A 22,104-nucleotide genomic window follows, 5' to 3' on the forward strand; every position below is an offset into this window, starting at 1 on the left:
TGACGCCGTCGCCGCTCTCGGCTACTCGCCTGCCGGAGAGGCCCGATTGCCTCGTGTTCGCAAGGAAACACCCGTGCCCGGTCACCACGACGTCCTCGACAGATCCTATGACGCCTTCCTCTTCGATATGGACGGAACGCTGCTGAATTCCATTGCCGTCGTCGAGCGCGTCTGGAGCGAATGGGCGAGACGACATGGTTTTGAGCCGGACGTTTTCCTGAAAACGATCCACGGCATTCGTGCCTCCGACGTGATCCGCGGCCTCGGCCTGCCGGGTGTCGATCCGGTGCACGAGGCGGATCTGCTGCTGGCCGAGGAGATGGAGGACGTCTCCGGCATCATCGAAATTCCCGATGCCGCCCGCTTCCTCAACGCCATCCCCGACGGCAGATGGGCGATCGTCACCTCGGCGCCGATCGAACTCGCCAGGCGCCGCATGGCTGCAGCCGGCATTCCAATGCCGAAGGTGATGGTCAGCGGTCGGGAGGTCGTGGCCGGCAAGCCCAGCCCCGAGGGTTATCTGCTCGGTGCAAGCCGCCTCGGAGTCGACCCGGCAAACTGCCTGGTCTTCGAAGATGCCGTTGCCGGCATTCTTGCCGGCGAGGCCGCCGGCGCCGACGTCACCGTCATCACCGAAACCCACGCCACGCCTTTCGAAACTCCACATTTTTCGATTGCGAACTATCGGGCGTGGCAGCCCCGCCAGACCGCCGAAGGTCGGCTGAAGGTCGTCGCAATCTGAACGTTACCGGGCGCACTGCTTCCTTCGCGAAACGCTTCATCTCCACCCATCATGCCGAGCACGGCGCCATCCTATTTCTCAGCGCGGTTGAGGAGAATGCGCATTTCGTCGAAGCGGCGCTTGCGGTCACCGTCATCGGCGTTCGGTGCATAGCACGTGCTCGATACGCAGAAGCGCGCCAGGTTGTGCGGCTTATCCGCCTTGTCGAACTCGCATTCGAATATGTCGGTCATTTCGGCCGGCGCGGTTCCCTGCCGCGTCGAATACGACATGCGGACACCTGGCGGCTTCAACTCGGGAAAGGATTGCACGGTGCCGATAGCGAGCTGATCGGTCATGAAGAAGCTCTTTGCCACGGATTTGCAGGTATCCTCGAGCTCAGGCGACTGCGCCATCGCATCAGCGGGTAGGGCGAATGCGGCAAAGGCAAATAATATGATCGGCTTACGCACTGCGACTTCCTCCACTGTCTCTGTCGATTGAGGTAGAGCGGTGAAACCAAAAGCAAATGGTGGTCTGCCTGCGGTGAATCTAACAACCCAGCCATGTCCGCCTGTGGTGACATCGGACTTCAGTCTCTGTTTCGCGATTGCTTTTCAACATCAAGTGTCTGTTGGCGATCAGGATCTTGGGAGAGGCGGAAACGCAAAGATGGCGGTACTCAAAGCCATCGCTGATGAAAAGAAGCTGCAATCGCCAAAGGTCGGGCGCAGATTGCAAATGAGAACGCTTCTACTGCAGACGACGAGACTCCGGTCATTTAAGGCTGAGCACGCCTTGCGATTCAAATGGAAAGGATGGTCAACCCGAATTCGCTCTCGGAACGCATCGGAAACATCGCGTGGGACTTTCGTGGGACTGTTTGCGCCGATCTGTGCTTTTCGACGCCTTCCGTTCTATTTTTATTCCACGACCATCATTTTCCCCTTGCGCTATGAAGGCCGATTTCATAAAGCAATCAAGCCGTTTCGGCAGGTCGGGGCGTAGCGCAGCCCGGTAGCGCACTTGACTGGGGGTCAAGGGGTCGCTGGTTCGAGTCCAGTCGCCCCGACCATTTATCCCCTTGAAATCCCAGTCAGCACATCACGTTAATGGTGAGCGCCGCGCGTGCGTGTCTGCGGTAGCGGACGGGTCAGTGCGGTTTCTGCGCGATTGCAATCATCGACTTTGCCAGAAGCGGAATTCTCCCGACATATTCGAAGTCGACGTCTTCGAAGCCTGTGTCGAGCAGCAGCGTGCTGAGTGTCCCCGGGGACCAGAATTTGATGTGGCCGTGGTCTTTGAGCGGCATGAAATGGTCATCCATCTTTCCGCTTACCGCCAAAGCCAGATTTTTCCAGTAACCGTGAAAAGGCGTCGATACGACCGCGATGCCTCCCGGTTTCACCAGATCGTACATGGTCGCCGAGAAAGCCTTCGGGTCGTAAACATGCTCCACGACTTCTATGCTGATCACCGCATCGAAGGTCCCGTAGCGGCTGGAAAGATCGTCGTAGCCGGAACCGATTTCCAGCGGAAGATCGGGATGGACCGCTTTCGCTTTCGCAATACCGTCCTCCGACGGATCGACGCCGACGACGTCGTAGCCTTTCTCCACAAGCACCGAGGCAGCGCCGCCGGTGCCGCAGCCGAGATCAAAGACCGCCGTTTCGTTTGCCTCGTGAAAACTGTTTTCAAGAACGTCGACAACGGCCGGCAGGATATAAGAATGAGCGGTCGTTGGCTTGGCGTGAACATAGGTAGTAGCGTCCAGTTCGATAGACATTTTACCTCCTGAAAAAATTGAACGCGCCGAGGCAATGGTACGGCGGACTTTGACGGCAGTGTGGTGCCGTTATGGTAATAAGGTGATCACGCCGGTCGGCATTCGCCGCCATCCTCCGATGCCCAACGGCCGAACCGATTTAAGCTCCTCTTCACCACGACGCGATTGATGGTCATGCTCGCGCCGGGAATATCCCGAAGCTGATTGACAGGATGGCGCCAAGATGCTGAAAACGGCCGGATTTCGGGTCTATGCCATTGGGCAGAGAAAATGGTCAGTATATCGAATTCGATTTGACCATTTGAAGTAAATCATCCAATGAAATACTCTCTTAACGGGAGTGGTTGAAAAAATATCTCTTCCAGTTATTTTTGAGAATCCATCAATAGTATGGGCGGACGTTTGTTTATTTCGTTAAGGCTATACAGAATTTTACGCTGAATAGTCTGGTTTTAAATTTCAGAGAACCTTTTGGCGCTTCGCATTTTTGCGAATATGTGTAGATTAGGATTGTTCCTCTCAGAGATGGCCTGGTGCGAGCGCATGGCGGATATGAACCAGAACCTAACTTGCAGGCAGGCCCTTGCCGATGCTTTCCAAGCTCTGTCGGACGAGGCGGTCAAGGCCGGCTGGCCAGAGGGCGACGTTGCCCTCGCGCTTGCCGAACTTGCCGAGGAACGAGTGATCGAGCTGACCGCCAAGGTGATCATGGAAGGCTTCATCGATCCGCCGTTCATCGCTGCTGGCGGCCGCCGCAACGGCTGAAGCATATTGCGGTAACGCCAGATCAGGATGAAGCCGAACAGCGGATCTGAAAGATCGCAACACGCCTGAGCCGGTTCGGATCCCTGCTGCAAATGCGGAAGGAAATTTTGTTCCGCAGGAGTTTGCGCAGTTGCTAAAGTTCGGACCCTCACGCATAATAACTTCATTGCCGGTTGCGGAGGGCGGCCGGCGATGCAAGCGTGTAGGCGTTTGCCCTCGGAGGGAAGTGCGGCGTGATGTTACGGTCATCAATTCATCCGCATGATTTACCGCTCTTTTCGGAAGATCTCGATCTGCTTTCGCAAGTGCTCGACAAGGTCTGCGACGAACGCGGCCTGGTCAGAACGACGCCGGAAGCCGAGAGGATCGGTGCGGTTATCATTCAGCTTTACAGACAGGGCGTGAGAGACGGCGGCAAACTCGCCGACCTTGCCAAGACCTATCTCTGACACCCGGTTCCCGCAATAAAGGATGGGACCGCGAAACCTGACAGACGGATCTGGTCAGTCGTCATTGGCGGCATTGAGATTTTCCGGCCGGATGCCATCATCGGTTGATGTGCGTGCCCGCAACCGGATGCCGGGGCCGCCTTCATCTTGATTGCCGCTCGAAAGGAAGATGACGCCATGCGCCTCGAGCGTGCTGCGCACGTCGAACAGCGCATGCGGCTCGCCCTCAAACTCGCCCTTTTCCAAGGCCGTCACGGTTTCGACCGGCAGGCCGCTTGCGGCGGCGAGCTCTTCGATGCTCATTCCGATCATGGCGCGCGCGCCGCGTATCTGCGTTGCTGTTATCATGACGCAAAATCTAGCGCATTTGCCGCGCTTCGCAAGTGGCGCATCGGCTGATTGCGAGCCGCTGCGATCGTCAAGCGTCCTGCAATTTTACACCGAACAGATCGTCATGCATGCGCTCGACGGCGATACCCATGCCTCCCATGAGAGCGGCGCGGTTGCCGAAGCGGCTGATCTCGATCCGCGGCGGGTAAGGGGTGCAACGCGGCAGAAAAGCGCGGATGGCGTTTACGAGCTCCGGCCTTGCACCGATACTGCCGCCGGTGATCACCAGTTCCGGGTCGAGAGTTGCTCCGATGGCGGCAATGGCGATCGCCACCAGTCTCGCTGTCTCTTCGATTGCGGCGATGGCGCTCGTTTCGCCTGCATTGAACGCAGCGAAGAGGTCGGCCACGCTAGAGGCGTTGCGCCCGCCGAAACCGGTGTAGCGCCGCAGCATGGCGACGCTGCCGACCGCGCTCTCGAAGGTTCCCAGTGTAAAACCGCCTGGATCAAAAGCATCGCCGCCGAGTGGAAGATAGGCAATTTCGCCGGCCGCGCCGCGGGCACCGCGCAACAGCGCGCCATTGGCGATAATGCCCATGCCGACGCCCGTCCCAAGCGCCACGAAAACAAAACTGCCGACCTCGACGCCGTGTCCCCGCCATCTCTCCCCTTGCGCGGCGAGGTTGACGTCATTTTCGATGATCACCGGTATGCCCATCTTGTCGCTGAACGCTTGCCGCAGATCCATTGCGTCCACGCCGGGAATGTTCGGCGCGACGTTGATATGTCCGGTAGCCGGATCGAGGACGCCGGGACTGCCAAGAACGACGAGACGCAGCTTGTCGGCAGTCGTCCCCGCCGCAAGCGCGAGTTGAGTGATCAGGTCGCTGAACTGGTTGACGAGATGCGGTCCGCCGCGTGGGTCGGTGGGCACTTTGGTTTCCGCAACGACGTTACCCAACAAATCGCAGATAGCCGCAGCGATCTTGGTACCTCCGAGATCGATGGAGACCGCCAGGCCCGCGCTTGCGTTGATTTCATAGATGATCGCATTCCGACCGGGACGACCATCGGTCTGCCCGACAGGTTTCAGCCACCCGTCATCCTCAAGATCGCGCACGACATCGGAAATCGTCTGTTTCGACAGGCCGGTCAGCTTGGCAATATCGGCGCGCGAGATCTTCCCCTTGGCTAACACGGTTCGGATCACCGTATTGGTCGAGATTTTTCGTGCGATGGGAGTCTGTACGATAGACGACGTCGTTGCCATCCGGCTAATCGTTCCAATTAGTTCGAGGTGTATCCCTAATGTAAGGTCGGTCCCGTTCTCAGCCGTCGCGAAATGATGGGTTTAGTCCTCAACCCTCATCTCCGTAGCCCAGTTCAGTACACGGAAGCCGACAATTTGTCTACGTCCTTGACAAAGGAGGAGCCGCCTGTAGGCTGGGATCAACGCGTGATCAACGCGCGAATGAAACAGGGTCGAGGACAAGTATGCACCGTACATATTGTCTGGGTCGGCGCGCACGCGCCAAGATCGCCCAAAGAGGAACCGGCTCAGGCTGGTTCAGCTGTTTCTTCGTTTCGCATTCTGCGGGTTCCTCCACGCGGCTGTCGGGGACCTGTCTATGATAAAACCCTCGACCGACGGGCAGCTTTCAGCCGACGCCGGCGTCTTGCTGCCCATAATGGCGCCACGCCTTCAGGCGGATGTTCATCCGGAGGGATATGCCGATCTTGCCCTTTGGGGTGCCGGCAGCCTGGGGCGTGTGCGGTTTTCTCCGATCACCGGCCCCTATACCTACGCTCCGAACCGGCTCGTCTCGAAACAGGGCGGCGTTTTCGTCGCGCAGTCGCTGCCGGTGATGCTGATCAATGGAGTGAGCCTGCAGGGCGTCTATCCAGCGCGCCGTTGCGCCTGGTGGCACGAGCCGGATGGGCGAGACGCGAGGGCGAAGGTGTCCCGCAGCGGTCATCGGCAGATTTTCGAAATGGGCTGGGGCGTCCTTATCGCGGAAGCTCGAGATTCCGATCTGCGGATTGCCGGCGGCGCCTCGAGAGACGAAGCCGAGAGAGCCCTCGATCTCAGCAGCGAAGCCATTATCACCGAAGCCGCGGAATATGTGGCGCGTTGCGACATGATGCCTGACGCCGACCCGCTAATGCGCAGCATGGTCAGTCAGGGGATACATGCGGCCCTTTCCAGCATAAGGCGCGACGAAAATGGCGCATTCGCCGGCCTTGCCGCCGGACAGGCCTATAGCGCTCCGGCGCGGACCTATTACCGCGACGGCTATTGGACGATGCAGCCGCTTTTGACGCTTGCTCCGGAGGCGGTGCGCGACGAGATCCGACTGCTCGCCAAGGGAATACAGCCCGACGGAGAGGCCCCGAGCGGCGTTATCCTGACGGGACCGGCGCAATCGGATGCCTGGCAGCGCTTCGTCGCCGACAGCAAAGCCAATCCCAAAACCCATAAAAGAGCAGTTCCGGAGTATCATAATCGTCCGCAGGATTGGTGGAGCGACCACTTCGACAGTCCGCTTTTCTTCGTTCTTTTTCTCGATGACTATTTCGGCGTTACGAAAGACGCGGCCGAGGTGCAGCTTCATTGGCCGACAGTGAGGGCGATCATGGATCGCTATGTCAGCCTGGCCGGTCCCGACAGCGTTCTGCCGCTGAAACCGCGCAACGACCGAGATTGGGCCGACAATGTCTTTCGTGACGGCCTTGTTTCCTATGACCTCGGTCTCTTCGTCGGCGCGCTGGATGCTGTCGCGAGGCTGGGCGAAGGACACGATCCGACCCTTGCCGAACATGCGCGCAAGACCGCAATTCTTGCCCGCCGGGAAATCGAAGCCAGGCTCTTCGTGCCGGCAACGGGAGGATATCTCGACTATGGGACACCCGGCACTTTTGTCGAAGATCATCTGGCTCTCGACAGTCTGACCTTATCGCGATTTAGTGCTATTTCAGAGGAGAGGGCTGTCGGCCTCCTGAGAGCGTTTGAAACCAGGCTGGAAACGCGCAACAATCAGGAACAGCCCTATGGCAGTTGGGGTGTGATGTGCGCCTATCCACCATTCAAGCGGCAAAGCGATTTGCGATCCAAGACCGCCTTTCCCTACCGCTACCATAACGGCTCGGACTGGCCTTATTGGGACGGCGCCTATGCCGAAGAACGCCTTCGCCACGGACTTGGAGGCGCCCGCTACGCGCTGACCCGCTGGTGGGAAACCTGCCTCGACAATGGCTGGATCGGCGCGGTGGAATATTTCTCGCCGCCCTATGGACGCGGCTCCCTGCTTCAGGGCTGGAGCGCCATGCCGGCAGCCGTCGCTTTGAAATATGGGCTCGACGCTGCAAATTCGGAGCCGATGTCATGAGCGGTCTGGCGCCGGCGGTTTCAGCGGGATCCCTGATCGATCCGCATTGCAAAGGCGACGGCGCCATCGCGTTCGAGTTCGGAAAAGCCAAGGTGACGATAGAAGCCTTTGGCGCGTTCGTTTGTGGGGTCGACCCCGAGATGCACGGCCGTGACCCCATGATTTCGAAGCGCCTGCAGCTCGGTGTCGATCATCTTTCGTCCCCAGCCGCTTGCCTGAAGCCCGGGAAGGATGTTGATGTGCAGATGCGCCGGATACTGGTGCTGAAGCCAGGCCGTCCCGCTGCGCGGATTTTGGATTCGTTCCAAGACGTCGGCGTCGCGCGGACGGGTCGGCGCCAGTCCGGCGATCTCTCGGCGCACGAGCGGCCACCAGCTTGCCGCCAGGTCTTGATCGAACTGACTGGTGTCGGGGGCGCCCACGACATAGCCGACCGGACGGTCATGCTGGACGAGAACAAAGGCAAAGTCTTTGGCGAACTTGAGATATGGCACCGACCAGATGTAACCGGGCAGACGCGGGTCACTATAGAGAGCGCTGGCATCGTGACCGCCATTCGCGGTTTTCAGGCAGATTTCAAAAAAGGCTTCGATATCCGCTTCAATCGCGGGACGGATGAAGCAACTGGTGTCCATCACTTTGCCACCTCCTGCGTGGCGCGTTGTCGTTTTGGGTCGCGAGAGGAGCTGATGCACTGACGATTACCTCAGATTCGCCGGTCAGGCAAAGCTCTGGGGGAAGAAAACGTTCGACGGCGCCTGGCGCAAGGCTCGGACGGGGAGTGGAGAATAAACCAAGTGAGGTGGAGCAGATGAAAAGAAGCGTGAAATCGATCAACATACTGCCGGCATTTCAAATGAAAACGGCCGTCGCGCTTGCTGGTGCAGCGCTTATGAATCTTGGCCTTTCGGCAGCCGCCCGGGCTGACGATCTGGCTGTTTGGGATGACCAGACCTACGAAGGTCAGAGTGCGGTCATAGAGCAGCTGAACAAAGAGTTCGAAGCTGCGCATCCCGGCGTTACGATCAAGCGTACCGCCCGCACATTCGATGACATGAAGTTGACGCTGAAGCTTGCGGTTTCGGCAGGGAACGGCCCGGTCGTCACGAAAGTCAACCAGGGCGCCGGCGATATGGGCGCAATGGTCAAGGAAGGACTGCTCCTGCCGGTTGACGACTACATCAAGAAATACAGCTGGGATAAGCGCCAGTCCGATTCCGTGCTGGCGCGAGATCGATGGGATGGGCCAAAGTTCGGGGTCGGCAAGACCTACGGCATATCAGGCCTCGCCGAGATCGTCGGCCTCTATTACAACAAGAAGATCCTTGACGACGCCGGCATAGCACTGCCGCAGACTTTCGAGGAGCTTTTGGCCGATCTCGACAAGCTGAAGGAAAAAGGCGTGGCGCCCTTCATGATGGGCAGCGCAAAGCAGCATCTGGCCCTGCACATGATTGGCGCCATCGATCAAGCCCATATCGACGCGGGCAATCGCGCCGAGCTTGACGATCTGATCTACGGCAGGGGCGGCTCCTGGAACACCAAGGGCAACATCGAATCCGCAAAACTGGTGCAGAAGTGGGCGCAGGGCGGCTATTTCTATCCCGGTTTCGAGGGCATTTCGGGTGACGACGCCGTCCAGCTTTTCATATCAGGCCAGGGCGCCTTCCTGATTTCGGGAACCTGGTATTTCGGTGATATGCAGCACAACCAGGATATCGGCTTCATGGCCATTCCTGCCCCAAAAGGCATTACCAAGCCGCTGAGCGTCGGAGGCGTGGATCTTGCCTGGGCAATAACAAGCCTTGCCAAAGACCAGAAAACGAAGGACCTGGCCGGTGAATATATCGACTACATGGTTTCGGAAAAAGCTGCCGAAGCCTGGGCCAATGCCAGCTATCTTCCGGCAACGTCGCTTGCGGCGGATGCGAAGCCAAAGCTCACGCCGCTGCTGAGCTCCGGCATCGAGATGTGGAAGACGCTCAACGCCAACGACGCTCTCGGCCACTATCCCGATTGGTCTAGCCCGACGATGCTGAAGACAATCGACGATAACACGCCGCTTCTCCTGTCCGGCAAGATCACGCCTGAAGCCTTTGTCGACGCTATGGACAAGGATTATCAGGCCTACCTGAAGGGCCAGAAATAAATGGCGCGGACGCAGGCCGCGACCGTCCGCGGCCTGCGTCTCAACGACATCACCTTAAAAAACAGCGCTGCGATCTCAGGCTTGCTGCACGACGACGATAGCTTTGGCTTCATGGAGTACCGGAATGAAGCGCTCCCCACTTGATGGCTCCGAACATACCAACTGGATCTATCTATTCCCCGGATTGCTGCTTTACGCGGCCTTTGTCTTCGGGCCGATTGTCGCGGCTTTGGGGTTGAGCCTGACCAGTTGGGACGGCTTGACCGTGCCCAGGTGGGTTGGCCTCGGCAATTACGTCGATCTCTTTTCCGATGATCGTTTTTACATCGCTTTGCGCAACAATGCCGAGCTGATGATTTTTTACTGCGTCCTGCCGCTCGGGCTCGGCATAGGTCTTGCCGCCTGCGTCTGGAATCTGAAGCAACGCGAACAACTCGCCCTGCGGACGTTCCTGTTCCTGCCATATATCATGCCGACTGCCGTGTTGGGCATTATCTGGGCATGGCTCTACAATCCTGCATTCGGTCCGTTCAACCAGTTTCTGAGAGCAGTGGGCTTGGGCATGTTCGCACTCCCCTGGCTGGGAGATTTCAACTTCGTGCTTCCCGCGGTCGGGATCGTTGCCACCTGGTATTTCTTCGGTTTTTGCATGGTCATCTTCCTCACGGGAATTCAGCGCATCGACCCGTCGCTATTTGATGCTGCGAAGGTCGATGGCGCTTCGGCGCGAAAGACGTTTTTCTGGATAACGCTGCCGCTTCTCATGCCGGAAATCAGGGTGGTTTTGCTGCTGACGGTCATCGCGTCGATCAAGAGCTTCGACCTGATTTTCACAATGACCCGCGGCGGGCCCGCCAACGCCACGCTCGTACCAAATATCTACATGTACCAGCTCGGTTTCGAGCTCAACCGGTTCGGCGCGGCGGCGGCCATCGCCATTGTCGGCGCGGCCCTGACATTCATCATCAACTATGCAATTCACCGGTTTGTCGGCTCGCAGAACAAAGGGGTGGCGTGATGAGCCGTTCGTCCAATATCCCCACTACCACACTCCCTCTTCGCATTCTCCTCTGGCTTCTCGCATTCGTCACGATCACGCCATTCCTGCTTCTGCTTCTGACGTCAATAAAGAGCAAGGCCGACGTCCTGAAGGGTGCGTTCGCCTTGCCGGCATATCCGCACTTCGAAAATTACCTCGATGCCTGGAATGCCGGGCATTTCAACATCTACTTCTGGAATTCGATTATTGTCGTCATACCCGTTGTCGCCGCGAGCGTCTTTCTGGGCCTGCTGACGGGTTTCGCCTTCGCTTTTCTGTCTTTCCCGCTCAGGCGTATGCTGTTCGCCATCCTGACACTCGGCATGATGGTGCCGGCAGAGGCTTTCATCATCCCGCTTTATTATGAAATGCGGTATCTCGGGTGGATCAATACCTATGCCGCCGTGATCGTGCCGCAGATCGCGATGTCGATCCCATTCTCGACGATCTTCCTCGCCAGCGCGATGCAGCAATTGCCCGAAGAGATTCTCGAAGCGGCAGTCCTCGACGGCGCCGGGCGCTTCTATATCCTTCGCAAGATCGTCGTACCCCTGATGGTGCCGGCAATGTCGACACTGGCGTTGTTCCTGTTCATCTGGACCTGGAACGAGTTTCTGATTCCCTTCATTCTGGTGAACGACGATGCCTATCGGACGCTGCCCCTCGGCATGCTGTTTTTCCAGGGGCGCTACACCGTCAACACGCCGGTTCTGACCGCCGGGGCGGTGATCGTCATTGCCCCGCTCATCTTGACCTATCTCATTTTCCAGCGGCGGTTCATCGCCGGCTTGACGGCCGGGACGACGAAATAGGCAGCCCAAGCCATTGGCGGCAAGGCTTCAAGCCGCTCCGGCGAGATTTCGGCCGCGCCTGTGACGCGCTTCCAGCGCTGCGCAGCCCCAGACCGTGCCGAAGAGCAGATAGACATGCCGCCAGTGGTCGATGTCGATGACGTTGCCGATCGCCGCATGGCCGAGAACGGAGATCCAGGCAATCATCAGGAAGGGTTGCCACGGCCGGTCGTGAAGCAGGTTCCGGAAACCCAGGACGAGCGTCCAGAGGAGCATTCCGACATAGCTGACGAAGCCGAGCCAGCCATAGGAGGTGAGCGACTTCAGCCAGATATTATGCTCGTCCTCGGGAAACATGGTGCCGAACACGAGCGGACCGATGCCGAGCGGGCGCTCCATCATCATGGTGAAACCGATCCTGTGGCGCTCGAAGCGGCCGAGATGTTCGCCGTCATACTGCTGCACGAGCTGGGCGCGTGTCGAAAACAACGCTGCGACCTTCGGAATCTGCAGCGCCACGAGCAGCGATGCGACCAGCATGATGATCGCCGCCAGTGACAGGATCAGCACGCGCAAGCGGAAGGCGCCGCTGCGCTCCTTCAGCAGCATGATGAAAATCAGCAGCACCACGCCGACGGCAAAGAGGCCCCAGGCAGCCCGGGAAAAGGAGAGGAAGATGCCGAGGGCAATCACGAGAAGGGCGGCTGCCTTCAATGGCGATTTCTTCAGGTCGCCGGCCAGAATGCCGTGGATGAGATGGAGCGACGGCGGCACCAGGAAGGGGCCGAAGACGTTTGGATCCTGGAACGCGCCTTTGGCGCGGTCATAGAGAGTGAACACTTCCGAGCCGGGAAAGGCGTGGAAATAGCCGAGCACGCCAAGCGCCGACGTGACGACGGCAGCCAGGGTCCAGGCGTTGAAGATCAGCGGCAGCCGCTTATGGCTGTCCTCGATGATCGCCCCGTAGAATACCGCGGTCAGCGCCAGGAAGGTCGAGACGGCGATATACATCGGCGCCGTCGCAAGGTCCTTCATCTGCGTCAGCGACAGCATGCCGCCGATATTGAAAGTGAGCAGCAGCGCAAGTAACGGCGCGACGCTGCGCGAAATCCTGAGCCCCAGGATGAACCAGAGGCCGATCAGTCCCGCCATCCAGAGTTCATAGGGCGCCGGCTCATCGATGACGAAGCCGGAGAGGAAAACACCGAAAGCGACGAAGGCGGAACCGATCAGCCGCAGCGTTGCCCGCTGCGGCTGGGCGACACGCGAATATGTCGCCTCGATCGTGCTCAATAGGCGTTTTCCGTGTTGAACAGCCGGACCGGCGTCAGGAACAGGATTTTGAGATCGAACCAGAGCGACCAGTTCTCGATATAATAGAGGTCGTAGGCCGTGCGGAACTTGATCTTCTCGTCATTGTCCACTTCGCCGCGCCAGCCGTTGATCTGCGCCCAGCCGGTCACACCAGGCTTGACGCGGTGGCGGGCGAAATAACCTTCGACGACATCCGCAAAGGCGCGGTCGCGCGCTTGAGCGAGAACCGCATGCGGACGCGGACCGACCAGCGAGAGGTCTCCCCGCAGCACGTTGAAAAGCTGCGGCAGCTCGTCGATCGAGGTCTTGCGGATGAACCTTCCGACACGGGTGACGCGTGGATCGCCCTTGGTCACCGCGGCCTTGCCTGAGGGGTCGGCCATGTTGGTGTACATCGAGCGGAACTTGAAGACGTTGATGACTTCGTTGTTGAAGCCGTGACGCTTCTGCATGAAGAAGACAGGACCTTCCGAGGTCGCTTTGATGGCGATTGCGGTTGCGGCCATCAGCGGCCAGAGCAGCGCAAGCGCGACCAGAGTGAAAAAGATGTCGAAGCCGCGTTTGGCGACGGAATCCCAGTCGCGGATCGGCATCTTGAAAATGTCGAGCATCGGCACAGCGCCGACATGCGAATAGGCGCGTGGCCGGAAGCGCAGCCGGTTGGCGTGCGCCGCAAGCCGGATATCGACCGGCAGGACCCAGAGCTTCTTCAGGAGATCGAAGATGCGCGCCTCAGCCGAAAGCGGCAGGGCGATGATCAGCATGTCGATGCGCGTCAGCCGCACGAATTCGACGAGCTCCGCCACGGTGCCGAGCTTCGGGTAACCGGCGACCATGATCGGTGAGCGCTTCTCGCCGCGGTCGTCGAAGATGCCGCAGATGCGGATGTCGTTATCGGCCTGCTGTTCGAGGGTGCGGATCAGCTCCTTGGCCGGTTCGCCGCCGCCGACGATGACGGCGCGCCGCTCCATGATGCCGTTGCGCGCCCAGTTGCGGATGCCGTAGGCCACGAGGAAACGCTCGGTCGCAAGAAAAAGCGCGCCGGCGGCAAACCAGGGAACATAGGCATCGACCATCGCCCATGTGGTGCCACGAATGAGCGCGAACAGGCCGATGGTCAGCACAAGCACGATCGTCCAGGAGGCGAGAATGCGGGGCATCAGCCGTAGCTTCGCCCGGAGTGCGGGAATGGTGTAGGTGTCGGCAAGCTGCAGGGCGATGACGGTCGCGGTTGAAGCGATCGCTGCCATGCCGGCCCGCACCAGCAGAGGATCGCTGCCGTCGCCCGGCCAGAAGTAGTGGACGATCAGGGCAATCGAAAACAGTGCCAAGAATTCCAGGAGCCGCAATTGGCCGATAATAATGGCAGGCGAACGAGTGCCGTCGCGGAACTGTTCGGCGATCTGCCGGGCATAGGCATTGATTTCAGTCGGCTCGGAGGCGTGCTCCCGACTTGCATTGCGTCGCGCCTCGATGTCGGAGACCTGCTTGCGCAGCGCTTCTACGTCAAACGGATCGCTTTTTTCCAGCTTGTTCATGGGGTTTTGTCGCTCGTTGTCAGCAAGCGAAATACCAGAAAGCCCCTAAGAAATATTTACGGGGTAACGAACACTGCTGGTTCGGCGGCAGGACCGACGAGCTCATGGTATAATTGCAGAACATCCCGCGCCATCACGGTCGAGGAAAACACGGCCTTTACTGCCTCATGCGACGGCATTGTTCTGGCGTGCCAGCCGGGCGTGCTGAGCGCTTCCGCCATCACGCGGGCGAGATCGTCTGAATTGCCGGGCTCTACAAGAGCCGGACTGTCCTTGCCGAGCACCTCGGGAATGCCGCCGACGCGGCTGGCGATGATCGTCTTGCCGGCCCCCAGCCCTTCGAGCACGATGTAGGGCATGGCTTCGGCGCGAGAGGGGACGACGAGATTTTGCGCCATGGCAAAGGCCTCGTGGATACGCATTGCCGGCAACATGCCGATCCGTTTGCCGAGGCCGCGTTCGATCATCATCTCGCGGTAGCGGTCGCGGTCAGGTCCGTCGCCGATCATCAGCGCCGAAAGCGGCCGGCCGAGCAATCGCTCGGTCTTGGCGAAGGCATCGACAAACAGATCGGGACCCTTGAGGTCCCGAAGCATCCCTACATAGATGAAATGCACCGCATCCGACCGGGTGTGGATCGGCTCGAATTCACGCTCCCCGATGCCGTTATAGATCAGTTTCGTCTTCGTCCGCGGCTTGCCCACCTTGCGGGCATAGGTGTCGCGCTCGTATTCGCAGATGAAGACCAGCGCATCGGTGAAATATTCCTGCAGGCGCTCCATCCTGAGGACGAACTGTCCTGTGAATGAGGAGCGCGAATAATGCAGGCTTCCGCCATGCGCGGTATAGAGGCGGGCTACGCGATACCTGTTCACCCGCAGGGCTGAGCCGGCAAGTCGCGCGAGCACGCCGCCCTTGGCGCCGTGCCCGTGCAGCACATCCGGCCGCAAACTTTTAATCTTCTTGTACGTATCCCACATCGTCGCGATATCGGACGGGCTGACCGAGCGGCGGATCGGCACGCGCGTCAGGCCGAGAGACAGATATGGGCGGATATCATCGAACAAACTGTCCTCGTGCTCGCCGCCTGTCGAGCTGTCGCAGAGAATGCCGACGTGATGACCGGCCTTGCTGTGTTCTTCGACCAAGTCGCGGACATGGCGGAAAATCCCGCCGACCGGCGATCTGAAGCAGTGCAGAATGCGGAGCGGTCTCTCTCTTGCCATTGCTCAAAAGAGCCGTTCGCGAACGTAGATCGTGTCGCCGGCGATGATCGGGCCGGATATGTTGATGCGGCCGGTCAGCACCTGTCCGTTTATCTTGCGGGTGACATCGACCATGCTCTGGTTGGCGCGACTGGAGAAGCCGCCGGCAACCGCAATGGCGTTCTGCACGGTCATGCCCGGAACATAGGCATATTGGCCGGGCTGGCCGACTTCGCCCATGATGAAGATCGAGCGGTAGCGGTCGACGTCGATGGTGACATCGGGATCGCGAAGATAGCCCTGCTGCAGTTTCTGGGCGATCTGCCCTGAAAGTTGCTGCAGGGTTCGGCCGCGGGCAGGGACCTGACCGATGAGGGGGAAGGCGATATAACCGGCCTGATCGACGGTGTAGGTATTGGTCAGGCTCTGCTGGTCGAAGACGGTGATGCGCAGCCGGTCGCCGCTATCAAGCGTATAGGGCTGGATGGTCGCCTCGTTGAAGGCTTTCGGAGCCGGCTTATACGTCGTGCATCCGCCCAATGCAGCCGTCATGGCTGCAAGGCTCAGGGCCAAAACGATTTTGGGCGGGGCGACAGACATCCGCTGGTGCTCACAGAAAATGAACTTGGTGAGATCGTTATCGATCCGTTAGGGTTAATGCCCGGTAAAAGACGGCCGACAATTTCCGGCGTTCTTTGCTGATCCCGATCATTTCTTCGCAAGGTTACCATTAACCGTTGAGTTACCACGGTCGTTTACGCTTGCGGGACCTTTGTTATGGAGTAAGAGCATGTCCGGCGTAGCGCGTGATCAGGATGTGGACATCGACCTCAGCCAGCTGGTTCGCGCCGTCTGGGCACGCCGGCTCAGGATTTTGACGATCACGCTCGCGGCGGCCGGCGTCGCCTTTGCCGGCGCCAAGATCATCTCGCCGCAATATCGCAGCGAAACACGCATCCTCATCGAACCCCGCGCGCCAGCCTTCGCCAGCACCCAGCAGGCGAACGAAGCCGGCGCCGGGCCGCTGATGGACGAGCTGAATATCGCCAGCCAAGTGCAACTCCTGCAATCGGCCGATCTCCTCAAGAAGGTGATCAACGACCTGAAGCTCTACAACCTGCCGGAATTCGACGATGCCGCCAACGGCTCGGCGATGACTAGCATCCTGGTGAAGCTGCATCTGAAGAAGAACCCGATGGAGAACCCGCCGGAAGAACGGGTGATCGACGCTTTCGTCGAGCGGCTGCAGGTCTATCAGGTGCCGGGTTCGCGCGTCATCGGCATCAATTTCACGTCGAAGGATCCGAAGCTCGCAGCCGCCATCCCGAACGCTATGGCGAATGTTTACCTTTCCACTCAGAGCGGCGCCAAGCTCGCATCCAATTCGGAAGCGACGCGCTGGCTTGAGCCGGAGATCGAGAACCTGCGGCAGAAGGTCAGCGAGGCCGAGAAGAGGGTTGCCGAATATCGCACCAACCACGGTCTGCTGCAAACGAACGGCACGACCACATTCCCCGCCCAGCAGCTTAATGACATCTCCGCAGAACTCACCCGCGTGCGGGGCGACAGGGCCAATGCCGAGGCGAGGGCGCAGGCGGTGCGCAATGCGTTGTCATCGGGCGAAGCCTCCGATACGCTGCCTGACATCATGTCTTCCCAGGCGATCCAGCGGCTGAAGGCGACGGAATCCGGCCTGCAGTCGCAAATATCAGATCTCCAGACCAGCCTTCTCAACAGTCATCCGAGGCTGAAGAGCCTGCGCGCCCAGCTCTCCGATATTCGCGGCCAAATCCGCCAGGAGACGCAGAAGATCCTGGCAAGCATCGAAAACGAGGCGAAGGTTGCCGATCTCCGCGCGAGCGAACTCGAGCGCCAGAAAGACGCGGTTCAGGCCAACAGCGCCCGTGCCGGCGAAGACGAGGTTGGCCTCAACGCGCTGGAGCGCGAGGCAAACGCCCAGCGCCAGCTGCTCGAAACCTATCTGGTACGCTATCGCGAGGCCGCCTCGCGCGCCGACAGCAATTCCAGCCCGGCGGACGCCCGTATCGTTTCCCGAGCCATCGAGCCAGTCGATCCCTATTTCCCGAAGGTGGTGCCGATCGTTGTCGTCGCCGCCGTCGCGACGCTGATCCTGAGCGCCATCGTCACCATGCTCGCCGAACTCTTCAGCGGCCGGGCGCTTCGTGCCGTCGATGCGTCCCGTGACACGGTCGAGGCTGAAACGGTCGCCGAAGACAAGAATGTGCCGCAGGCCGCCTCGGTCGTCGCTGCCGTCAGAAGGCCCGTCCAGGCGAGCATGCTCGCCGTTGTCACGGAGGATGACGGAAAGGACGTGATCGAAGAAACGGTGGCTGCCGAAGAGACGCCGGAGGACGACAATGAATTTTCCATTGCCTCCGTTGCGGACTACCTCACGGGCAGCCGCGCGCCGCTGGCAATCGCCATATCTCCAACTGGCGACAATGGCTCGGCGGCGACGGTTGCGTTGGCGCGCATGCTCGCCGATGCCGGCCGCCGCGTCATTCTGATTGATATGACCGGCTCCGGCTATCCCACAGAACTGATGGCCGAGAACCAGGTCGCGGCTGGCATCACCGATCTGCTGTGCGGCGAGGCCGCCTTCGGCGACACGATCCATAGCGATCGTCTTTCCGATGCTCATCTGATCCCGCAGGGTCAGAGCGACGTGCGCCGCGCCATGCGCGGTGTCGACCGGCTGTCGCTGCTGCTCGATGCGCTCGCCGCCGCTTATGACCTCGTGGTGGTCGAATGCGGTGCGGCCGATGTTGCCGGCGTCGCGCGACTGACGCGCAGCCGGGATGTCGAGATCGTCCTTTCCCTTCCGGAGATGGAGGAGACCATCTTTGTGACCTTGATGACGGAATTCCAGGCTGCGGGCTATGAGCGCGTCGTGCTGATGTCGGGCGGCGAAGGGGCCGAGCAGACGCTCGGCCAGGCCGCTTGAAGCATGTCGCGCAAAAGTGTGCAGCGGTTTTGCGAAGAACGACATGCGCAAGACAAAGAACGCTCAGCCGATCCGTGCGCGGATGTTCTGGGCAAATTTATAGAGCTTCGGGCGCGCCTTGATATGCGCCTTGCCCCGGGTAACGATCCGGTGTGCCGCGCCGGCGGCAAGGCCAAATGGCGAAACCGGCAGCACCACGTCGTAATGAGCGGTCTCGACCGGCGCCCAGGATCGTTTGTAGGTCTGATCGCCAAGGCCAAAATCGAATAGCGCGACGCCGCTGCCATGCAGTCCCGAAATGATTTGCCAATAGAGGAATTCGCCGGGGCTCGTATCGGGCACAAGATCTTCATCGATCGCCCCGAACTGGCAGATGACGTGATCGCCCTTGCGCGAAATGCCCGAGATGGCAGCGATCCGGTCCTTGTTCTCCCCCTTCAGCCGCAGCGCATGCATCTGCAGGCCGAAATACTGTCTTGCATCATCCCGCTTGTCGATGAGGCCGTGCAGGAAGGTCTGCGTTTCCCCATCGGCGAAGACGTCGGGCAGGCCAAGGCTCGCGAAGCGGATACTCTTCAGGTGGAAGAAGATATCGAGCAGGCGGTGCTGTTCTTCCGATGTTTCCGGGATGACATATTCGACGCCGCCTGCCTGCTCCAGGCGCCTTGATTGAACGCGGAATTTCTTACGCCGGCTCTTGGTGTTGAGCTGCTTCAGCGTCTCCTCGAAATTGGAGAGGAACGGCAATTGATAGGCGTGGTTCTGGTTCTGCACCGTCGGCAGTCCGGTGAGCGGGGTCGGCCGCCCGCGCCATTCCAGCGGAAGGTTTTGCAGCAGCAGCAGATCGGCATGGCCCTTCAAGGCCTGCCGAAGCTGCCCCGCGAACTTCTCCGCGTCGATGCTGCCGCCGCTTTCGGCAAAATTGCCGGAAAACAGGCCTGTGTTGATATTGCTGTGATCGGCAGCGATGAACTTGGCGACGGCCAATCCGCGGGATCTGACGATCTCGATCGGCAGAATGAAGGCCGTCTCCCCGGCATAGGTGCCCTTGAGGATCGCCAGCGGCCGCCGAAAGGCGTTGACCCAGGCGGCGCACCAATCATAGCTCTGATGAAGCGAGTGGAGGTCGTCAGTCTCCAAAGCCCGCCAATCATCCTCCAGCGGCTGCATCGCGTCGAATACCGAGATGTCAATTTTTGCCATGGCAAGTTTCATGCTCACCTGGCGTAGGCGTGAAATCGCCACATCGGCGAGCGCGTCATCGCCTGACGGCTGTTCATCAACATCGAGCTTTTGCGTCTGCACGGGAACTCTCCGGTCAAAATGCTGAACGGGAAGGTAGGTGTGCGGGACGTATATTTGGTTTAAGCGCCGCTCCTCAGCGAGGTTTTCCGCCGATCACGGTTATTCGGCCGTTAATGGCCTATTGCTGCCGCGGTCCGGCCATCCACTTGATGATCACCATTGCCGGCAATACCCAAAGCAGGCCGGTCAGCAGGAAGTAGAGCAGGTGCCCCCACCAGGGAGCGTTGCCGAGCGTCGCCACCGCGATCGTGTTCGCCACCAGCGCATAGACGAGCACAAGCACGATGATAAGGATCGTGCCGATGAATTTGCGGAGACGGACGGGCATTGTTTATCTCTTGTCTGAGGTAGCGCGGAGCGGCGCGACGGCATGCCGCAAAGCTTCGGGGCTTGTTTTGCATGAGCCGGTGGGGCAAATCAACTGCCGGATAGAAGGAGACATCATGGCCGTCGCGAACCCCACCGTGGAACAGGCGATCCTGAGCGAAGTACGCAAGCAGAACCGCAACCGCCGCGCCTTGCGGCTATGGCTCGGCGTCGTGCTTTTGGCGCTCTTCTGTCTTGTGCTCGTCGGAGGGGCAACGCGGCTGACCAATTCCGGCCTGTCGATCACCGAGTGGAAGCCGATCCATGGCGTCATCCCGCCGCTGTCGGCCGCGGAATGGGAAGAGGAGTTCCGCCTCTACCAGCGCATTCCCGAATTTCAGCAATTGAACAGTTCCATGACCGTCGACGAGTTCAAGGGTATCTTCTGGTGGGAATGGGCGCACCGGCTGATCGCCCGCGGCATCGGCGTGATCTTCGCGCTGCCGCTCCTTTTTTTCTGGCTGACGGGGCGGATCGAGAAACGCGTGCGCTGGCCGCTCGTCGGCATCCTGGCGCTCGGCGGCCTGCAGGGTTTCATCGGCTGGTGGATGGTATCGTCAGGGCTGTCGGCCCGCACGGACGTCAGTCAGTACCGGCTGGCAACGCATCTCGTCATGGCCTGCCTGATCTTTGCCGGCTGCATGTGGATCATGCGCGGGCTGTCGCCGCACTCCAACGATCCGGCGCCGGCACGCAGCTCGCGCGGCTTCGCTGCCGCCATCGCTGTTTTCGCGCTGTTCCAGATCTATCTCGGTGCCCTGGTGGCGGGACTCGATGCCGGTTTTTCCTATAATACCTGGCCACTGATGGATGGCGCCGTCATCCCCTCCGATCTGCTCATTCAGCAGCCCTTCTGGATCAATGCCTTCGAGAACCCGAAGACAGTGCAGTTCATCCACCGCATCGGCGCATATACGCTCTTCGTGCTGACCTTGATCAACATGGTGATCGCCCTTCGCGCCGCACCCTGGACCACCCATGCCCGCCGCGCCGTCCTGCTTTTCGCGCTGGTGACCGTTCAGGCGGCGATCGGCATTGCCACGCTGCTGATGCAGGTGCCGCTTCACTGGGGGCTGCTGCATCAGGCCGGCGCGCTTGTTGTATTCGGTTTCGCCGTCGCCAACTGGCGTGGCTTTCACGGTGAATACCCGCACGAGACGATGATCACCGAACGTGATTGAAAGCGGGAGGCCTTCATTCGTTCTAACGCAGCACGCCGTCGAGCAGCGGCATACCGATGATGGCAGCCGCCGCGATCAGCACATAGCAGGCGATCCGGAAGGTCCGTTCCTCGGCAAGCCCGAACAATTTCGAGCCGCCATAGAGACCCAGCGCATAACTCGGCAGGACGACGACGGTGAGCGCGAAGACGGCGGGCACGAACAGTCCGCCGATATAATAGCTGATGGCGCTGAACACCGACGAGATCGAAAAATACAGCACGACATTCGCTCTGACACGCGCGAAGTCGGTCTTGCCGCCGAGCCAATAGGCGACGACAGGCGGCCCGCCGAGCTGCGCGGCGCCGCTGAAAAGTCCGGCGATCAGGCCGACGCCGCTGCTGAGCGGCGCTGACGGCGCGCCGTGGTAGCGCCATCCCGATACGAGAAGCGCGAGCAGAGAGATGGCGATGATCGTGATGCTCCAGCGCAGCAGCGTCGGGTCGAGCAGCGCCAGTAGCGCCGTGCCGGCCGGGACGCCGAGTGCCGCACCGGCCGCCATGACGAAGACTTCGGACCGGTTGGCGTCGCGCCAGGCGGGTGGGATCATCCCCAGCGTGGCGATGCCGTCGATGACGAGCAGGATCGGCGAGACCAGCTTCGGCCCGACGATGGCGCCGCCGAGCGGGACGAAGATCAACGCTGCGCCGAAACCGGAAAAGCCGCGGGCTAGCCCGGCGATAAAGGCAAAAGCCATCAGCGCATAGATGCCGTGATCGGGCAGGGCGGCGGCAAACCAGGCCTGCCCGTCGGAGACAAGCGCATCCAGCGTCAT

The 22,104-nt window shown here is 60.0% G+C and carries 22 protein-coding genes and 1 tRNA gene; 11 read left to right on the plus strand and 12 right to left on the minus strand.

What is annotated here, in order from left to right:
- Positions 1–73: 73 nt before the first annotated feature.
- Positions 74–742 (plus strand): HAD family hydrolase, encoded by a 669-nt coding sequence (locus tag AMK00_RS07815; RefSeq protein WP_064810083.1) that lies wholly within the window; start codon positions 74–76, stop codon positions 740–742.
- Between the two features lie 71 nt (positions 743–813).
- On the opposite strand, the gene AMK00_RS07820 is transcribed toward AMK00_RS07815, so the two are convergent.
- Positions 814–1,194: a hypothetical protein gene (locus tag AMK00_RS07820; protein WP_064810084.1), complete on the minus strand. Its 381-nt coding sequence runs from the start codon at positions 1,192–1,194 to the stop codon at positions 814–816.
- 525 nt (positions 1,195–1,719) lie between these two features.
- On the opposite strand from AMK00_RS07820, the gene AMK00_RS07830 reads away from it, so the two are divergent.
- A tRNA-Pro gene (locus tag AMK00_RS07830) sits at positions 1,720–1,796 on the plus strand.
- 78 nt (positions 1,797–1,874) lie between these two features.
- On the opposite strand, the gene AMK00_RS07835 is transcribed toward AMK00_RS07830, so the two are convergent.
- The gene (locus tag AMK00_RS07835) at positions 1,875–2,507 is read right to left on the minus strand and encodes a class I SAM-dependent methyltransferase (RefSeq protein ID WP_064801727.1); all 633 of its coding nucleotides are present in this window, start codon (positions 2,505–2,507) and stop codon (positions 1,875–1,877) included.
- Positions 2,508–3,050: 543 nt separating this feature from the next.
- Here AMK00_RS07835 and AMK00_RS07840 point away from each other — a divergent pair.
- On the plus strand, positions 3,051–3,272 hold the full coding sequence (locus AMK00_RS07840; protein WP_064806073.1) for a hypothetical protein: 222 nt from the start codon (positions 3,051–3,053) through the stop codon (positions 3,270–3,272).
- A 236-nt stretch (positions 3,273–3,508) separates the two neighbouring features.
- Entirely contained in the window at positions 3,509–3,721 is a 213-nt protein-coding gene (locus AMK00_RS07845; RefSeq protein ID WP_064801730.1) for a hypothetical protein, read from the plus strand.
- A gap of 54 nt (positions 3,722–3,775) precedes the next feature.
- Here AMK00_RS07845 and AMK00_RS07850 read toward each other — a convergent pair whose 3' ends face one another.
- Both AMK00_RS07850 and AMK00_RS07855 read right to left on the minus strand, forming a co-directional pair.
- A complete protein-coding gene (locus tag AMK00_RS07850) occupies positions 3,776–4,069 on the minus strand; it encodes a helix-turn-helix domain-containing protein (protein WP_064810085.1) in 294 nt (97 codons plus the stop codon).
- 70 nt (positions 4,070–4,139) lie between these two features.
- Entirely contained in the window at positions 4,140–5,321 is a 1,182-nt protein-coding gene (locus tag AMK00_RS07855) for an ROK family transcriptional regulator (RefSeq protein WP_064801733.1), read from the minus strand.
- Between the two features lie 358 nt (positions 5,322–5,679).
- Here AMK00_RS07855 and AMK00_RS07860 point away from each other — a divergent pair, with 358 nt between their 5' ends.
- Positions 5,680–7,437: a hypothetical protein gene (locus AMK00_RS07860; RefSeq protein ID WP_064810086.1), complete on the plus strand. Its 1,758-nt coding sequence runs from the start codon at positions 5,680–5,682 to the stop codon at positions 7,435–7,437.
- 20 nt (positions 7,438–7,457) lie between these two features.
- Here AMK00_RS07860 and AMK00_RS07865 read toward each other — a convergent pair whose 3' ends face one another.
- On the minus strand, positions 7,458–8,072 hold the full coding sequence (locus AMK00_RS07865; RefSeq protein ID WP_064801737.1) for a GNAT family N-acetyltransferase: 615 nt from the start codon (positions 8,070–8,072) through the stop codon (positions 7,458–7,460).
- Between the two features lie 176 nt (positions 8,073–8,248).
- Between AMK00_RS07865 and AMK00_RS07870 the strand changes: the two genes are divergently transcribed.
- Genes AMK00_RS07870 through AMK00_RS07880 form a run of 4 tightly spaced genes read left to right on the plus strand, consistent with a single transcriptional unit; the run spans position 8,249 to position 11,437 of the window.
- The gene (locus AMK00_RS07870) at positions 8,249–9,586 is read left to right on the plus strand and encodes an extracellular solute-binding protein (protein ID WP_064810087.1); all 1,338 of its coding nucleotides are present in this window, start codon (positions 8,249–8,251) and stop codon (positions 9,584–9,586) included.
- The gene (locus AMK00_RS32470) at positions 9,587–9,730 is read left to right on the plus strand and encodes a hypothetical protein (RefSeq protein WP_167377187.1); all 144 of its coding nucleotides are present in this window, start codon (positions 9,587–9,589) and stop codon (positions 9,728–9,730) included. It begins immediately after the preceding gene.
- A complete protein-coding gene (locus tag AMK00_RS07875) occupies positions 9,711–10,604 on the plus strand; it encodes a carbohydrate ABC transporter permease (protein ID WP_064801741.1) in 894 nt (297 codons plus the stop codon). Before AMK00_RS32470 ends, AMK00_RS07875 begins: the two co-directional genes overlap by 20 nt.
- A complete protein-coding gene (locus AMK00_RS07880) occupies positions 10,604–11,437 on the plus strand; it encodes a carbohydrate ABC transporter permease (protein ID WP_064801750.1) in 834 nt (277 codons plus the stop codon). Before AMK00_RS07875 ends, AMK00_RS07880 begins: the two co-directional genes overlap by 1 nt.
- Before the next feature lie 27 nt (positions 11,438–11,464).
- Here the strand turns inward: AMK00_RS07880 and AMK00_RS07885 are convergent, their stop codons facing one another.
- The 4 genes from AMK00_RS07885 to AMK00_RS07900 are packed head-to-tail and all read right to left on the minus strand — an operon-like array spanning position 11,465 to position 16,073.
- A complete protein-coding gene (locus AMK00_RS07885) occupies positions 11,465–12,709 on the minus strand; it encodes an O-antigen ligase family protein (RefSeq protein ID WP_064810088.1) in 1,245 nt (414 codons plus the stop codon).
- Positions 12,706–14,268: an undecaprenyl-phosphate glucose phosphotransferase gene (locus tag AMK00_RS07890; protein ID WP_064810089.1), complete on the minus strand. Its 1,563-nt coding sequence runs from the start codon at positions 14,266–14,268 to the stop codon at positions 12,706–12,708. The genes AMK00_RS07885 and AMK00_RS07890 overlap by 4 nt, the downstream gene beginning before the upstream one ends.
- 56 nt (positions 14,269–14,324) lie before the next feature.
- Entirely contained in the window at positions 14,325–15,494 is a 1,170-nt protein-coding gene (locus AMK00_RS07895; protein ID WP_064810090.1) for a glycosyltransferase, read from the minus strand.
- Positions 15,495–15,497: 3 nt separating this feature from the next.
- Entirely contained in the window at positions 15,498–16,073 is a 576-nt protein-coding gene (locus tag AMK00_RS07900) for a polysaccharide biosynthesis/export family protein (RefSeq protein WP_064801757.1), read from the minus strand.
- Positions 16,074–16,263: 190 nt separating this feature from the next.
- On the opposite strand from AMK00_RS07900, the gene AMK00_RS07905 reads away from it, so the two are divergent.
- Entirely contained in the window at positions 16,264–18,438 is a 2,175-nt protein-coding gene (locus tag AMK00_RS07905) for a GumC family protein (protein ID WP_064810091.1), read from the plus strand.
- Positions 18,439–18,501: 63 nt separating this feature from the next.
- On the opposite strand, the gene AMK00_RS07910 is transcribed toward AMK00_RS07905, so the two are convergent.
- The gene (locus tag AMK00_RS07910) at positions 18,502–19,743 is read right to left on the minus strand and encodes a GNAT family N-acetyltransferase (RefSeq protein ID WP_064810092.1); all 1,242 of its coding nucleotides are present in this window, start codon (positions 19,741–19,743) and stop codon (positions 18,502–18,504) included.
- A gap of 118 nt (positions 19,744–19,861) precedes the next feature.
- Entirely contained in the window at positions 19,862–20,071 is a 210-nt protein-coding gene (locus AMK00_RS07915) for a DUF2842 domain-containing protein (protein WP_003573983.1), read from the minus strand.
- A gap of 115 nt (positions 20,072–20,186) precedes the next feature.
- Here AMK00_RS07915 and AMK00_RS07920 point away from each other — a divergent pair, with 115 nt between their 5' ends.
- Positions 20,187–21,290: a COX15/CtaA family protein gene (locus AMK00_RS07920; RefSeq protein ID WP_064810093.1), complete on the plus strand. Its 1,104-nt coding sequence runs from the start codon at positions 20,187–20,189 to the stop codon at positions 21,288–21,290.
- A 22-nt stretch (positions 21,291–21,312) separates the two neighbouring features.
- Here the strand turns inward: AMK00_RS07920 and AMK00_RS07925 are convergent, their stop codons facing one another.
- On the minus strand, positions 21,313–22,104 hold the full coding sequence (locus AMK00_RS07925; protein ID WP_064810094.1) for a sulfite exporter TauE/SafE family protein: 792 nt from the start codon (positions 22,102–22,104) through the stop codon (positions 21,313–21,315).

Origin of the sequence: Rhizobium sp. N621, from assembly GCF_001664325.1 — a bacterium.
Classification (GTDB): Bacteria; Pseudomonadota; Alphaproteobacteria; order Rhizobiales; family Rhizobiaceae; genus Rhizobium; species Rhizobium esperanzae.

What these genes read in the sequence shown, in the direction of transcription:
- AMK00_RS07905 (WP_064810091.1), top strand. Translation starts at nt 16,264, where the DNA reads ATGTCCGGCGTAGCGCGTGATCAGGATGTGGACATCGACCTCAGCCAG.
- AMK00_RS07835 (WP_064801727.1), bottom strand. Translation starts at nt 2,507, where the DNA reads ATGTCTATCGAACTGGACGCTACTACCTATGTTCACGCCAAGCCAACG.
- AMK00_RS07915 (WP_003573983.1), bottom strand. Translation starts at nt 20,071, where the DNA reads ATGCCCGTCCGTCTCCGCAAATTCATCGGCACGATCCTTATCATCGTG.
- AMK00_RS07840 (WP_064806073.1), top strand. Translation starts at nt 3,051, where the DNA reads ATGGCGGATATGAACCAGAACCTAACTTGCAGGCAGGCCCTTGCCGAT.
- AMK00_RS07850 (WP_064810085.1), bottom strand. Translation starts at nt 4,069, where the DNA reads ATGATAACAGCAACGCAGATACGCGGCGCGCGCGCCATGATCGGAATG.
- AMK00_RS07895 (WP_064810090.1), bottom strand. Translation starts at nt 15,494, where the DNA reads ATGGCAAGAGAGAGACCGCTCCGCATTCTGCACTGCTTCAGATCGCCG.
- AMK00_RS07855 (WP_064801733.1), bottom strand. Translation starts at nt 5,321, where the DNA reads ATGGCAACGACGTCGTCTATCGTACAGACTCCCATCGCACGAAAAATC.
- AMK00_RS07920 (WP_064810093.1), top strand. Translation starts at nt 20,187, where the DNA reads ATGGCCGTCGCGAACCCCACCGTGGAACAGGCGATCCTGAGCGAAGTA.
- AMK00_RS07845 (WP_064801730.1), top strand. Translation starts at nt 3,509, where the DNA reads ATGTTACGGTCATCAATTCATCCGCATGATTTACCGCTCTTTTCGGAA.
- AMK00_RS07880 (WP_064801750.1), top strand. Translation starts at nt 10,604, where the DNA reads ATGAGCCGTTCGTCCAATATCCCCACTACCACACTCCCTCTTCGCATT.
- AMK00_RS07900 (WP_064801757.1), bottom strand. Translation starts at nt 16,073, where the DNA reads ATGTCTGTCGCCCCGCCCAAAATCGTTTTGGCCCTGAGCCTTGCAGCC.
- AMK00_RS07925 (WP_064810094.1), bottom strand. Translation starts at nt 22,104, where the DNA reads ATGACGCTGGATGCGCTTGTCTCCGACGGGCAGGCCTGGTTTGCCGCC.
- AMK00_RS07875 (WP_064801741.1), top strand. Translation starts at nt 9,711, where the DNA reads ATGAAGCGCTCCCCACTTGATGGCTCCGAACATACCAACTGGATCTAT.
- AMK00_RS07890 (WP_064810089.1), bottom strand. Translation starts at nt 14,268, where the DNA reads ATGAACAAGCTGGAAAAAAGCGATCCGTTTGACGTAGAAGCGCTGCGC.
- AMK00_RS07860 (WP_064810086.1), top strand. Translation starts at nt 5,680, where the DNA reads ATGATAAAACCCTCGACCGACGGGCAGCTTTCAGCCGACGCCGGCGTC.
- AMK00_RS32470 (WP_167377187.1), top strand. Translation starts at nt 9,587, where the DNA reads ATGGCGCGGACGCAGGCCGCGACCGTCCGCGGCCTGCGTCTCAACGAC.
- AMK00_RS07865 (WP_064801737.1), bottom strand. Translation starts at nt 8,072, where the DNA reads ATGGACACCAGTTGCTTCATCCGTCCCGCGATTGAAGCGGATATCGAA.
- AMK00_RS07870 (WP_064810087.1), top strand. Translation starts at nt 8,249, where the DNA reads ATGAAAAGAAGCGTGAAATCGATCAACATACTGCCGGCATTTCAAATG.